General features: G+C 50.7%; 12 protein-coding genes, 1 tRNA gene and 1 pseudogene. 5 read left to right on the forward strand and 9 right to left on the reverse strand.

Annotation, left to right across the window (positions count from 1 at the left end; translation table 11 throughout):
• Nucleotide 1 precedes the first annotated feature (1 nt).
• From B9G79_RS05815 to B9G79_RS05825, 3 genes are read right to left on the reverse strand one after another with little or no spacing between them, the layout of a single operon-like run.
• Nucleotides 2-493, reverse strand: coding sequence for a hypothetical protein (locus tag B9G79_RS05815; RefSeq protein WP_088564697.1), 492 nt, complete (start codon nt 491-493; stop codon nt 2-4).
• 15 nt (nt 494-508) lie between these two features.
• Entirely contained in the window at nt 509-1,636 is a 1,128-nt protein-coding gene (locus tag B9G79_RS05820) for a mechanosensitive ion channel family protein (RefSeq protein ID WP_232469217.1), read from the reverse strand.
• A 19-nt stretch (nt 1,637-1,655) separates the two neighbouring features.
• Nucleotides 1,656-2,447, reverse strand: a complete 792-nt coding sequence (locus B9G79_RS05825) for an undecaprenyl-diphosphate phosphatase (protein ID WP_088564699.1) — start codon at nt 2,445-2,447, stop codon at nt 1,656-1,658.
• 172 nt (nt 2,448-2,619) lie between these two features.
• Between B9G79_RS05825 and B9G79_RS05830 the strand changes: the two genes are divergently transcribed.
• Nucleotides 2,620-4,164 carry a S8 family peptidase gene (locus B9G79_RS05830; protein WP_088564700.1) on the forward strand — a complete coding sequence of 515 codons (1,545 nt, stop codon included), beginning with the start codon at nt 2,620-2,622 and terminating at the stop codon, nt 4,162-4,164.
• 224 nt (nt 4,165-4,388) lie between these two features.
• Nucleotides 4,389-5,204, forward strand: a complete 816-nt coding sequence (locus tag B9G79_RS05835) for an enoyl-CoA hydratase-related protein (protein ID WP_088564701.1) — start codon at nt 4,389-4,391, stop codon at nt 5,202-5,204.
• On the opposite strand, the gene B9G79_RS05840 is transcribed toward B9G79_RS05835, so the two are convergent.
• From B9G79_RS05840 to B9G79_RS05850, 3 genes are read right to left on the reverse strand one after another with little or no spacing between them, the layout of a single operon-like run.
• Nucleotides 5,192-6,022: a DUF6279 family lipoprotein gene (locus tag B9G79_RS05840; protein ID WP_088564702.1), complete on the reverse strand. Its 831-nt coding sequence runs from the start codon at nt 6,020-6,022 to the stop codon at nt 5,192-5,194. The genes B9G79_RS05835 and B9G79_RS05840 overlap by 13 nt on opposite strands.
• Entirely contained in the window at nt 6,019-6,597 is a 579-nt protein-coding gene (locus B9G79_RS05845) for an inner membrane-spanning protein YciB (protein ID WP_088564703.1), read from the reverse strand. Before B9G79_RS05845 ends, B9G79_RS05840 begins: the two co-directional genes overlap by 4 nt.
• The gene (locus tag B9G79_RS05850) at nt 6,594-7,949 is read right to left on the reverse strand and encodes a dihydroorotase (RefSeq protein WP_088564704.1); all 1,356 of its coding nucleotides are present in this window, start codon (nt 7,947-7,949) and stop codon (nt 6,594-6,596) included. The genes B9G79_RS05845 and B9G79_RS05850 overlap by 4 nt, the downstream gene beginning before the upstream one ends.
• Before the next feature lie 91 nt (nt 7,950-8,040).
• Here B9G79_RS05850 and B9G79_RS05855 point away from each other — a divergent pair, with 91 nt between their 5' ends.
• Nucleotides 8,041-9,018, forward strand: a complete 978-nt coding sequence (locus tag B9G79_RS05855; RefSeq protein ID WP_088564705.1) for a hypothetical protein — start codon at nt 8,041-8,043, stop codon at nt 9,016-9,018.
• Nucleotides 9,019-9,023: 5 nt separating this feature from the next.
• Nucleotides 9,024-9,749: a HEAT repeat domain-containing protein gene (locus B9G79_RS05860; protein WP_088564706.1), complete on the forward strand. Its 726-nt coding sequence runs from the start codon at nt 9,024-9,026 to the stop codon at nt 9,747-9,749.
• Between the two features lie 582 nt (nt 9,750-10,331).
• On the opposite strand, the pseudogene B9G79_RS18575 reads toward B9G79_RS05860, so the two are convergent.
• From B9G79_RS18575 to B9G79_RS05880, 3 genes and pseudogenes are all read right to left on the reverse strand, one after another.
• A pseudogene (locus B9G79_RS18575) lies at nt 10,332-10,781 on the reverse strand (DUF4442 domain-containing protein); the annotation flags it as partial.
• A gap of 53 nt (nt 10,782-10,834) precedes the next feature.
• On the reverse strand, nt 10,835-11,350 hold the full coding sequence (locus B9G79_RS05875) for a hypothetical protein (RefSeq protein WP_011165078.1): 516 nt from the start codon (nt 11,348-11,350) through the stop codon (nt 10,835-10,837).
• A 90-nt stretch (nt 11,351-11,440) separates the two neighbouring features.
• A complete protein-coding gene (locus tag B9G79_RS05880) occupies nt 11,441-12,880 on the reverse strand; it encodes a hypothetical protein (RefSeq protein ID WP_088564707.1) in 1,440 nt (479 codons plus the stop codon).
• Nucleotides 12,881-13,096: 216 nt separating this feature from the next.
• Between B9G79_RS05880 and B9G79_RS05885 the strand changes: the two genes are divergently transcribed.
• Nucleotides 13,097-13,173 (forward strand) — tRNA-Met (locus B9G79_RS05885).
• The last annotated feature ends 581 nt before the right edge of the window (nt 13,174-13,754 follow it).

Consider the following 13,754-nt stretch of genomic DNA (forward strand, 5'->3'; position numbering starts at 1 on the left):
TTTATTTCATTTTGTTCAGGAAGCGGAAGTAGCGCTCTGGCTGGATGTCCACCGACATCAGGTTGCCGCGGCTGTCGTGAACCTCAGGGAAGGAAAACTTCCACTGCCCTTCGTACAGATAAAAATTGATGCCGATAGTGAACTGCACCTGGGTCTCTTCACCCGTGGCTTCGGAATAGTAGGGCACAAAGAAGCTTCGCATGCGTGTTTGCGGCGGCAGGAAGCCATCCACCATGTTGATCTGATCCACGAAGGCTTTGGGGGCGTCGTGAATCATGATCTTGGGGTTTTTCAGCTTGGAAGACCAGTTCACAAAGGCACGGACCCCTAAAGAGTTGATCCCGCGCAATTGTTCCAGGTGCAGGTGCAGATCCAGGGCTGCCGGGATCGCCAGTTCAGTTAAAGCCTTTTCGTCATTTTCAAGCAGGCCAGCCAGGCTGACACGAGCCAGGTTTTGGTCTTTTAAAATAACGTGGTCGACTTTTACGGACATGGTTTCTTGGGCTCCTTATCTTACCGTGGTCACCTGGCTATAAACCGTCTGAGTCGGGTAAGCAAAACTGACTTTCATATCGGCAGCGATCTTCAAAATCTCAATGAAGATTCTTTGCTGATGTTGCAACTCTTCCGGTCCAGTGTACACCTTCAAATGGAAATTGACGAGAACATCCAGGGATGAGGCATTGTAATTATTAAAGTGGACTGTCACGGTGTCCGCAATAACCTTTTCGTCTGACTTGATATAATATCTAACGCGGTCGCAGAAAGCCTCGATGGTCTCGGGCGCTGTTTCGTACACCAAGCCGAGCACCTGACGAACGCGGCGGGCAGGACGAACACCCATATTGTCGACCGTTTCTTTAGCCATCATAGCATTCGGAATAGTGATCAAAGAGTTGTAGAACGTGCGGACGCGGGTAGAACGGAAGCCGATCTCTTCAACCGTGCCCTCCATATCCTTGATCTTCACCCAGTCGCCTACCTGAAACGGGCGATCAAACAAGATGGTGATTGAACCAAACAAATTGGCGGCGGTGTCCTGAGCCGCCAACGCCAGGGCCAAGCCCCCCAAACCCAGACCGGCCAGCAAGGACATTACATTGAGTCCAAAGCTTTGCAGCACAATCAGGAAACCCATCACCACGACAAAGATCTTTAATGCTTTCGAGGCAAACGGCACCAACTGGTCATCAAAAGTGCTCGGGGTTTTTGAAGTATAGTCGGCGAGCACGGAGCACGCCGCATCCACCGCATAATAAACCAAGCGGATAATGAAGATGGCAATCAGACCGCGCAGAAAATGGTCATAGTAGCTGGCAAACTTGCCAGTCAGCTCGGCCGCGTCGCCCGCCGCAAACCACAAAAGGATCACCAGGATCCACGCCATCGGACGGTCCGTGTCGGTTCTTAGGAAATACCCCCAGAACGTGTTTGGATACTTTTTGGTGATCGGGTTGTGTTTTTTAAGTTCTTTAAGGATCAGGTGAAACACCGGGCGGATCACAAAGATCCCCGCTGCAAACGCCAGCGCCAGGAAGGCCCACTTCCAGTTGGGCATCACAAAGGTTGTGGATTTCAGAACCTCGGTCAGCTCCGGAGTGAACCACTGGGATTCTTCAAACAAAAACTTTTCCATGGAAGAAAGCTCTTTCATATTACACCATCTGCAAGTCATGCCCTGTATAGAGCAAAATCAAAATCACCAAACCCAGAACAATTCGGTAGTAACCAAAGCCCCGGAACCCATAGCGCGACACTATACCGATAAAGAACTTGATCGCAACCATCGCCACAACAAAGGCCACAGCGCAGCCCACCAGCAGCAAATTGATTTGTGCGGGCTCAATCGTCTTATAGATCTTTAACAGTTTGTACAGCGTGGCTGCGGCCATTGTCGGAACCGCCAGGAAAAATGAAAACTCCGCTGCTTCTTTTTTGTTCATGCCAAGTGTCAATCCGCCCATGATGGTCGCACCAGAACGCGAAACACCCGGGATCATCGCGATGGCTTGGAACAGTCCGAGCTTCACCGAATCTTTGTATGTCAGATCATCGGTTTTTCGGCCCATCATTGTCAGGTGAGCAAATGCCTTGTCCGCCCAAATCAGGATTGCACCACCGATAATCAGCGACCAGGCAACCACTTGCACGCTGCCCATCAGGTGTTCCACCAGATCCTTCACCACGAAACCGATGATTGCCGTTGGCAGGAACGCCACAAACAGCTTGCGATAGAATCCCCAATGAGGAAGGAAGCGTTTCCAATACAAAACCAGCACCGACATAATCGCACCAAACTGGATGATGACTTCGAAAGCCTTTGTGAAAGAGCTGTCTTCGATGCCCATCATAGAGCTGGCAATAATCATATGACCCGTGGAAGAAATGGGCAGGAACTCGGTGATCCCCTCGACAATGCCAAGGATGATCGCGTGCAGATAACTCATAGATGAACCCTCTTTCGCTGCAAAAAAACAGTCGCGAACATCATTGAAAAGAACGCCGGTGGGTTCAATATTCGATGGGTTGTGTCAAAAAATTTAAGATTTGTTTAAGATTTTTGTATTCAATGCTTAAGAAAGGTGAATATTATTTTTTCACCACGGAGGGGGTTTAATTATGAAACGTGCATTACTAGTTGGTGCGGTTCTGTTTGGTTCTCAGGCGTTCGCTGGCGAATACCTGGTGAAATATTCGAACACTCGCGCTTTCAACATGCTGAATACAATGACGACATCTAAGGTGTCCACGATCCAAATGATGGATCACAACGACACTGCTAGCTTGGTGTTGGTTGATGTGAACAAGAAACACGAAGCTCAGGCTTTGGCTTCTTTGTTGTCTCAACCAGGCGTTGAGTACATCGTTCCTAACTTCAAAATCAGAGCTTTCACAGCGCCAGTTGACGCTGCTGCTTTGAAAGAGCAATGGGCTATCGCGAAAGTTCAAGCTGAAAAAGCTTGGCAGCGCGCTGGTAACAAAGGCTCCAAAAACGTGATCGTTGCGGTTATCGATACTGGTGTTGATTATACTCACCCGGCATTGGCTCCGAACATGATCACTGGTTATGACTTCCGCGACAACGACGCTGATCCAATGGATCTGACGGGCTTCCAAAACCCAGGTCACGGTACACACTGTGCGGGTGCGGTTGGTGCGACGGGTCTGATTGACGGTGGTATCGTAGGTCTTTCTCCTGAAGTTTCCATGATGCCTTTGCGCTTCCTGGGTGCTGACGGTTCCGGTGACCTGAACAACGCGATCAAGTCTATCGACTACGCTGTTGAAAAAGGCGCTCAGATCATTTCTGCATCTTGGGGTGCGGCAGTTCCTCGTTCTCAAGCAGCTCCGCTTCTTGAGGCAGTAAAACGTGCTGACGACAAAGGTGTTATCTTCATCGCAGCTGCTGCGAATGACGGTAAAAACAACGATAAAACTGAAATGTTCCCGGCGAACAACGGTTACCCAAATTCCATCACAGTAGCGGCTTCCGGCCCTGCAGATGCGAAACCATCTTGGTCTAACTACGGTACAGCGACTGTTCACGTTTCTGCACCGGGAGAGAACATCATGTCCACTCTTCCAAAAAACAAATACGGCAACTTGTCTGGTACTTCCATGGCAACTCCGCTTGTTTCCGGTCTGGTGGCTTTGATGAAAGCTCAAGATCCTTCTCTGACTGGTGCGCAAATCCGCGCGATCCTTCAGACGACAGGTGCTAAAGTTTCCATCGAAACTGCATGTAACTGCCGCGTTGACGCTTACGAAGCGGTTGAAGCTGTTATGTCCAAGAAAATGGTTGTAGTTCCGGCTGCGGCAACTATCAAACCTTCTGAGACTCTGGCTTTGTCTGTTCTTCACGGTAAAGCGCCATTCAAATTTGCTTCCAGCAACTCTTCTGTAGCTTCTGTATCTGACAACGGTACTTTGACTGCAGCTTCCAACGGTTCCACTGTTGTGACAGTAACTGATGCTGACGGTAAAACGGCTTCCACTCTGAACATCCACGTGGGTGCTTCTTCCGGTGGCGGTAACAATCCAAATCCACCAGACAACGGTGGCGGTTTGCCTGACCCAGGTCAACCTGGCGAATGTCCACTTGGTGATCCAGCGATCTGCCAAATCATCTGCCAAATCAAACCAGACCTACCGTTCTGTCAGTAGGTAAGAAGGCTCCCGGAAGGGAGCCTTTTTTCGTTTCAGACCCGAAGCTGCCCTTGAGGCGCCAACTGCTTCGTTGGTCGGCGTCGACGTACCAGTGGTACGCCTCCTTCTTCCGCCTCGCATTTGACTCCTCAATGACAGCTTCTACGCTCTCGGGCCCACGGATTGGGATATGGAGTTGCGCAATTTAGGTTGCTTCGGTAGCTTCGAGGGTAGGGGGAATTGTGTCTTTTTATTCTCAAGCTTTTACGCATCTTTCGGTTCAGAAGAAAAATCATACATTGTGGCTGACGCTCAATAATCCGGAGCAGAGTAATGCTATTTCGCTTGAGATGGTGGATTCGTTGACTCGGGTTTTGAGGTTTGCGGATTTTGATTCTTTGGTGCGGGTGATTGTTATTACTGGTGAAGGAACCTCGTTCTGTGCTGGTGGTGATGTGAAGGCTATGCAGAACAAAACCGGCATGTTTGCTGGGGAGTCGAATGAGCTTCGGATGCGGTATATGCATGGGATTCAGCAGATTCCCAAGGGTATTGAAGAGCTTTCTAAACCGGTGATTGCCATGGTCAACGGGCCGGCGATTGGGGCTGGGTGTGATTTGGCGATGATGTGTGATCTGCGTATCGGGACTGAGAAAGCCAAGTTTGGCGAGACCTTCGTAAAACTGGGGCTGGTTCCGGGGGACGGGGGCAGTTTCTTCCTTCAGCGTGTGATTGGCTTTAGCAAGGCGATGCAGATGTCTTTGACTGGGGATCTGGTGTCCGGCGCTGAAGCCTTGAATTGGGGCCTTTTGAATTATCTGGTGCCGGTGGAATCCTTATTGGCTGAAACTGAGAAGTTGGCGGATAAGGTTGCTGGCAATGCGCCGGTGGCGGTGCAGATGACGAAAAAGACCATGAAGATGGCTTATATGAATGATCTTTCCACGATCCTGGATCTGGCGGCGGCTTATCAGGGGATCACTCAGCGTACCGAGGATCACTTTAAGGCCCTGGAAGCGATGAAAGAAAAGAAAGCGCCCGAGTTTCAGGGGCGCTGAGCGATCTTGTCCAGATCCTCGGCTCTTGAGATTAAGTTATCCCTTAAGACATTCTTTTGCGAGGAACTTAAGCCCTTCCAGAACTGCTCAGTCAGGAACGTCTGGAAGGCGGCTTTGTGTTTGTTCAGGGCCTCGGTGAATTCCGGCAGACGGCTTGATTCATAGTCGATGAAATAGTCCGCGACAAATTTCTGCAAAGCCGCAGGATTTTGGCTGGCTGCCAGGAAAAGTTTCAGCGTGTGTTCGCGGCTTTTGTTTTGAAGCTCCCAAGGGTAGGGGTTGGCTTTTAAGAATTTTTCGATTTCGTCTTGTTGTTTGACTGAAATTCCGCCAATCCAGAACTCAAAACTTCGGCGATAGCGTTTGTAGGCTGTCTTGAGCGACTTTTCCGGGATTTCGTTGTCCTCTTTAGTTTCGGTGATGTCTTCGCGGACCTTCCGTGCGAAGTGTTCAAATTGCGCCTTTGTCAGTGTGCCGGCGGTTTTAAGGGCCGAGTCTTTGAAATAGTTTGTGCCTTTTTTGAAATAGCTTTGAATCTCTAGAAAGTTTTTGGCGACCAGGTCCGGGTTGATCTGACTTTTTTTGATTTCAGGTTCCAGGCTGCGGAAGGTTTTGGCGACTTCGGGGAACATCTCTTTACGCATCTTGGTGATGTCGTTTTGGATGTTTTCTTTCAGCTCTGATTTTTGTTCGCTGGTCAGATCAAAATAGCGATCGGCGCGGGATGTGGCGGTGATATCAGCCCAGCGGACCATCATGTCCAACTGACCGCACCCGGTGCACAGTAATAAGATAAGTCCCAAGATCAGATTTTTCATTCTGATCTTTGTTTTAGAACGATCCTTCGAAGCAGAACAGCCTCAATGACAAGATACAGGATAAAACTGACGGTCAGTCCAATGCCTTTTAAAAGGGCCCAGTTGGTGGTGCTCCACTCTAAGGCCGCCCACGTTGCCAAGACGGCATGAATGGCAAAAAAGATTCCCGTGCGGAACGTGATTCCGGCCATACGCGATTTGATAATGTCCGGAAACTGCTGCCCCTGCTGTTCTGCAAGATAAACCAACAATGGCTTTTTAACGACCAGCGATCCCCAAAGCACAATCGCAAAAGCCCCTTCCATCAAAGCGGGCTGAAGCTTAAACCAAATGCCTTCGGATGAAATCAAAGAAATCGCCCCCAAGCCCAGCAACATCCCGTTGCCGATCCAGGTGATCTTTTGCACTTTCTTGTGTCGGTAAAGCTCCCAGATGATTTCACCCAAACCAAAAATCATCCCGGCAATCAGACCCGGAATGATTCCGTAGTATTCTTCGATCAGAGTGAAGGCGATAACTGGCAGCAGGCCGCCAAAGAATAGACCGGCGGCGGTTTTCTTCGGAGCTGGATTCATGAACGGGTTTCCAGGAAGTCTACGGCCTGGCCTTGGCTTGGCAAAACAACCTGATCGTTTTCCATAACCAGTTTGCCACCCACAATCGTATGCGTTGGCCATCCGGTCACCCGCATGCCGTGGAACGGAGTCCAACCGCAGCGGCTGGCGATCCAGGAATTATCGATCGTGGTTTCTTTTTTCAGATCCACAATTGTGATGTCAGCGTCGAATCCCTGGCGCAGGCGACCTTTGTTTTTGACACCAAAGACGCGGCAAGGATTTTCCGTGACAAGTTCGGTGAACTTTTTCAAAGACAGTCGTCCGTCATGCACGTGATTTAGCATGATCGGCACCAGGGTTTGCACACCCGGAACTCCGGAGGGACTTGCTGGGTAGGGACGGTCTTTTTCTTCACGGGTGTGGGGCGCGTGATCTGAACCGATCACGTCCACGGTGCCATCCAAAAGGGCTTTCCAGATGCGGTCCATGTGGCGTTTTTCACGGATCGGCGGATTTTGCTGGGCATAGGTGCCAAGCTTGTCATAACAATCCGGCGCATACAAAGTCAGATGCTGAGGCAAAACCTCAACAGTGGCGATGTCCTTGGCGTCTTTTAACAGGTCCATTTCTTCACCCGTGGAAACGTGCAAAACGTGAATCTTACGTCCTGTTTTTCGGGCCAGTCTTAACAGCCGGGTGGTCGAGTTCACGGCCGTTTCCACATCACGCCAGACCGGGTGATAGTGGGGATCGGCCATATCAGAAGCAATGTGTTTACGCTCACGCAAGCGCATTTCATCTTCACTGTGGAAGATGATACGGCGGTGGCCGCGTTTCAGGATTTGCTCCAAAGTTTCATCGTCCTCGACCAAAAGATTCCCGGTCGAGCTTCCCATAAAGATTTTTACGCCCGAGCAGTGAGGCAGCAGCTCCAGTTCCGCGATATTGGCGACGTTGTCATGGGCTCCGCCAATAAAGAAGGCATAGTTGCAGTGAGCGCGGTTTTTGGCTCTTTGCAGTTTGTCTTCGAAGGCTTCTTTGGTGGTGGTGGAAGGGTTGGTGTTTGGCATCTCAAAGATGCTGGTGACGCCCCCTAAAACGGCGGCGCGGGTGCCGGTTTCAAGGTCCTCTTTGTGGGTCAGACCCGGTTCGCGGAAATGCACCTGGCTGTCTATAACCCCGGGAAGGACGTGCAGGCCGTGGGCTTTGATGACTTTCAGGGCGGGCTCATTGATGGAGTCGCGGATCTTTTCGATGCGTCCATCTGTAATGGCGATGTCGGCCTGCTGCTCGATAAGGCCACTTTCAGAGGGGTGGGGTAACAGGCAGATCCCGCCTTGGATGATCAGGTCATAGGGCTTTTGAGACATAAGTATCACCTCGAGATGGAATCACGCTAACCCGAATACCTTCAAAGGTCCAGCATTGACGGGGCCCTTGGGATGGGCGAGAATTTGAATTGTGACAATTGAAAAATTTCTGTCCTTTTGGGATCACCACAATACCTCGATCATTGAGGGCCTTCTAGGGCTCATCATCCTTCTTGCGCTGTTCTTGGCCTTCCGGGCCTTTTTCGCGAAGAAAGGTTCTTCTTCCACCACTGCAGAAAACGGTCAGGGTATCGATGCGGCTCAGTTAGAGAAAACGCTGCAAAAGATCCTCGACAACCAGTCTCATGCTCCGGCGGCGAAATCCCGCCCGGCGGCAGAAGATCTGGGGGTGGATGTTGAAATGGACGAATCCCCACTGAGCACAAAGAAAGCCCAAGCCTCGGCAGCCTCTTCAAGTGCCGATGCCGCAGCGGCGGTGGCAGAATCCGCAGCCGAAGTGGCGCAGTTGCGTTTGTCCTTGTCAGAGAATCATCAGAAAGTTGAAACCCTTCAGGCGCAATTGCAAGAAGCTCTTGCTGCAGCGCAAGCCGCCTCTGCAGGCGGTGGAGCTGGTGGCGGCGGTGAAGGCGGAATGTCTTCGGCTGAAAAAGAAGAACTGAACGGCAAGCTTCGTGATCTGGAAGCACGCCTGGCGGAATATGAAATCATCAGCGAAGATATTGCGGATCTTTCCCGTTATCGCGATGAAAATGAAGATCTGAAGAAACAACTGGAAGCGTTGAAGGCGGGAGCTCCGGCCCCTGCGGCTGCGGCGCCGGCACCAGAAGCGGCACCGGCTCCGGCTCCAGAGCCAACTCCGGAACCGGCAGCCCCGGCAGCGGAAGTCGCGGCCGAGCCAGCTCCGGAAGCTCCGGCGGACAGTGGTGGCGGTTCTGATTTGATCGATGATGACCTTATGAAAGAATTTGCAGCAGCCGTGGAAGGTCAGCGCGCTTTGGATAAAGCCGCGGAAAAAGCCGGTGATGGCAGCGAAGAAGCCGCCAAAAACGGAGATGAAACCAACCAGCTGATGAGTGAGTTTGAAAACTTCGTCACCAAAAAGAGTTAAAAGCTATGAATAAGATTCTTGTGGCCTCTGTTTTGATTGCGGGACTTTCTTCAAGTGCTTTGGCAGCAGGTCCCAAGGGTTCATCCAGCACTTTAACTTCAGCCATGGAACTGCTGAAGCTTCCTGGTGAAAACCGCCGCATGGTGGTCCAGGTTCAAGGTGAAAAATACTATTCCCAATTCGTGTCTTTGGCGTTTAATGATTCCCAACCCATGAGTGTTCGTTGGAAGGCTTTGATGGCAGCAGCGGAAGCTCGCGGCCCAAAAGCCACGCCGGATCTGGTGCGCGCAGGGGATTCCAGTCAGTGGTTCATGCGAAACGCGGCGCTGATTGCGCTGAGCGAAGTGAACGCGGACGAGGCCCAGAAACTTGCGCAAAAGCTGATCAAAGACAAAGCCCTGGTGGTTCGTTCCGCGGCGGTAGAGGTTCTGGAAAAGAACTCTTCGCCCGAAGTTCGTGACCTTTTGTGGGAAGAGCTGAATCAGAAATACAACTTCAAAAACGCCCACAGTCTTTGGATCCGCCATCAGATCGTGGATGTGCTGGCGAAGAAACCGATGGATCGGGAGCTTAAGACCTTTGCGGGCCTGCTTTCAGATACCGACACAAGGGTTCATCTGCCCGCGGTTCGAGGGCTTGAGAGGCTGACCGGAGTTCGCTTAAGCGACAAGCCGATCAAGCAAACAGCCCTGGTCGACATGTGGAAAGACTATATTAAGAAGAATAACTAATAAAAAAGCCGGGTCACCCCGGCTTTTTCTTTATTCAGTGGCAGGTTCTGCCTCTGCGTTTTCCATTTGCTGTTGTTCATCTGCATTTTCAGCGGCCTCCTCAGAGTCCACCTCGTTGGTAGGGTTGGCTTCTGATTTGGCGCTTTTATAGGGATCTGTCACCGAGGACGGGGTTTTAGCCAGAACCGAGTTGCATGCAGGTTTCGCGCGGAAGAAGTGCTTCCACATCTCATCCCCTGGTTTGCCTTTGATTTCTGGATCTTGCAGTTCAGATCCCATGTAAGAGCTTGCGCCCGAATATTCTTTAAGACGTTTCAGGCGAGGGATCTTGCGTTCGCCGTCACACTCGCCTTGAGAAGCCTTGCCCCCTTCAGCAATAAAGCTAAAGGCCTTGGGCGGAGTTCTTCTTTTCGCCAAAGCGGCAGAGCTTGGGTTTAGGATGGGTTGAAGCAGCAGGACGCTTGCAAAGATCAGTGCTTTTTTGAATTTCTTGTTCAACATATCCAAAAAGCGTAGCAGGAATCTGCGTCGTCTAAAAACGAAAAAAAAGGCCGTTTCAAAATTTACGTTGCGGCTTGGCGTGGTTTGTCGTTGGCGTGGTTTGTCGGATTTCTTCCGCACGTAGAGCGTCTTGCTTAATTCTGCGACTTTCATGCCGTTTAGATCAAAGACATCCACTGGCAGGTCAAAAACGAACTTGTCTCCGGTTTTGGTTTTTTCTCGGATTTCGTTCAGCAGGTTGTCGTCGATGCGGAACTCGGCGATCAGGTCGGTTTTGCCGGGCTTTAGGAATTCAATTTTGGCAGCCTTGTCCCAGACAATGTATTCAGAGCCCAGGCTGTTCAGCAGCAGATACATAAAATGCGGGTCAGTCATGGAATAGATGCTGCCGCCAAACTGAGTGCCCACGTAATTGCGATTATAAAAGCGAAGCTTCAGTCTTACGCGCAGGTATTTATAGTCGGACGAAATCTCTTCGACTTTGATGCCCGAACCGAAATACGGCGGGTAGATGTTAAAGAACATCCTCATAACAAATGTCGGGGATCTTTCAGCAATAGAGCGAAGGAATCTGACCAGCACGGTTAGAAGCCGGCTTTTTTCAAAGCTTCGTTGACGATCAATTCGCGTTCGATGCGATAGAAGATGATTTTTTCTTCCAATCCGTCGGTTTCCATCGTTTCAGGTTCACTGAAGAAGTCGCGCAGGATCTCCATGCGCTTTTCAATGGTCACTCGTGTGGATTCGCGGCCTTCGGTTTTACCTTTGGCAAAGATCAAGGTCAGTTTGTAGCGAATCCCGCTGGAAGGCGGGCGCTGTTCGTTCGGTGGAATCCAGCCGTCGACACCTTTGATGTATTCAGTTTCAATAACGCCGGTGTCCTGGTTTTCCTGGGCAATCGGGTATTTCAAAACCGCGTGGGCCGCACGCCAGACGTTGTCGTAGGAAGCAAAGAAGACTTTTTGTTTGTTGATCTGTCCCATGCGCTGGTGGGCGGATGGTTTTTTGTCAAAAAGGCTGCAACCCACGAATGTGCATCCTGTGATAATCACAAGTCCCATCAGAACTTTTTTGGATAGAATGCGCGCTGGATTAGACATCTAAGAAAAATCTAACAGCAACTTTGCGCTTTTGGAAAGCTTTTTGGCGCGAAAAAAAAGCCGCTTCGGGATGAAGCGGCTTAGGGTGTCTTAGAAGGAAACAGAGCTGTGGGTCACGTGAGTCGCAGATTCGATCATCTGAGGTCCCACCGGAGCCGTCGTTGCCGTCTGGCTTCCGACGAAGTTCACTTCCCAGCGTTTTTTGCCAGCTGGGGCAGAGTCATTCGGCCACTGTGGCAGTTTCATGCGCTCAAGCCAGTTCTGAGCATAAACTTCCCACTGAGGGTTCAAAACTTTCACTTTGGCAGAGCCTTGAACCACTTCCTCTTCCTTGGAAAGGACAGAGTAAGTCGCAATCGGGCTGACACCATCAATAGTATTAAACTTAGGCATCAGGATCTCGCCAGATTGCAGGGATGGATCCGGGATCAAAGGCAGCATTTTAGGAGCCACGCCGGCTGCGAATGGAAGAAGTGTCGCACTCATGCGGTCGCCGCCGGATTTCATCTCAGAGGTTTTCTTCAAAACGCCCAGAACCATCGGTTCAGACCCTGGCAGGGTGTTTAGACCCAGTTTTTTGCCGTTTTCGATCTTTTTCACGTCTGTTGGGATCAAATAACCAGACTGATTGGCCACGCCGACAGCGATGAACATTTCGTCAGAACGGAACGCCGGGGCGGTCACGTCTTGTTTCGCGTTGAAGTTCAGCTCGCGGGTTGGCATGTCCAGGCGGGTGCTGCCGGATTTCACGTCGATGTCACGAACCGCACCACCGCTGATGGTGAAGCTGTTGATCAGCTCATAGAATTCAGCTCCGCCGCGAAGGGCGTCCACGGTGGATTTGAACGGGAATCTGCCGCGAGCCGCAAAAACGCGGTTCACGCCGGTGTTTCCGTAGTAAATGCGATAGTTCGGTTTATCCAGGGTGATCGTGAACAGAGCGTATTTCTCGCTTTGGCGAGGCAGGGAGATGTTGGCTGGAACATCGATGTCCTGACCCATGGCTTCGATGCGATCGGACTGTGGGCTGATCACGTTGTTGATGTCGAAGGAAAGCAGCGCCATTTTAGAGAACGCGGGCATCACCAAACCGAAATCCACATAACCGTCTTTGTCCTGAACCGGCAGACCGGAAGTCACACCTTTGACTTCATACTGAGTGGTCGTCACGGACGGGCGTAGTTTGAAGGTCAAAGCGCCTGGTTCCTGGTTCATATAAGTAGAGCGAATAAAGCCTGGGGCTTGAACAGTCACGGCCATGCCAGTGTTCCAGCCGGCTGGGATTTCAACCTGGCCGTTGGCGTCTGTCGTCAGGAAGTTCCCGCTGAACGGGGAGTTCAGGGCATCACCGATCAAAATTTGAGCATTTTTAATGGGCTGGTCATCAAAGGTGCGAACGGAAATGACGTTAGCACTTTGTTGCCAGAACAGGCCTGCAAGGCCTTCAGAATCACCGGTTTTTGGCGTTTTCTTGTCAGAACAGCCTGCAAGTAGCGCTGGGACGGCCAAGGCCATCATAAGCTTTTTCATATTAGTTCCCCCTCCGTGGTATGGAATCTGTCATAATCTGTAATTGCAGGACCTAATCGACCCAGGGTCAAGACTTAAGGCGGGCTAAGTACGAAAATTTAAGTTTCGAAATATAACGCAAAGCCCATTATTGACTTCCTGCGCGTTCACAACTAAAAATCTTGCTTCACGCAGACAAGTGGGGACTTCGTTCCTTATAAGTTGGCGTTACTGTGTGGTGGGGTAGCTCAGCTGGTTAGAGCAACGGAATCATAATCCGTAGGTCGGCGGTTCAAGTCCGCCTCTCACTACCAATTTTTTAAAAAGGCAGCCTTTGAGCTGCCTTTTTTTATTTCCAAAACGGGTTCAAACCCCGACGATCACCCCATTTTTCCCTTCTCAAATAATAAGCAAAAACATAAGTATCAGAAACAACGTAGAACCTGCTCAGACAGGCGTAGACACGCTATTTTCGATCCTAGGGACTGCGGGGGACACTGGGGGACCATGGTTGGCTACTTTTGGCTACCATTTGGCTACCACTTTTCCACATCCCTACAAGGCTCTTCTTTTTGCAATTTTTCTGCATTTTCCAAGCAGAAATAAGCCCATCTTGTCGTCCATCAAAACCCCCATCCACCGCGATGGGAGTTTTGGGGATTCTAGCCGCTCCCTTGCCAGCTTTTTCAGCACCTTAGGCGCTGGGGCGACCTGCTTTATCTTGCTGACCACCCACTCCCAACGTGTTGAGAGCAGGTGGTCAGCAAGGCAGGTCACCCATTACTTAAGTAACAAAAAGCTGGCAAGGGAGCTCATTTTCCTAGTTGGGAGAGGTTGTTTTTAGTTTTGAGAATAACAACAAGATGGAGGGGAGGAGTTTTGCCTCGGCCACTTC

The organism is Bdellovibrio bacteriovorus, from assembly GCF_002208115.1.
GTDB classification, from domain to species: Bacteria; Bdellovibrionota; Bdellovibrionia; order Bdellovibrionales; family Bdellovibrionaceae; genus Bdellovibrio; species Bdellovibrio bacteriovorus_C.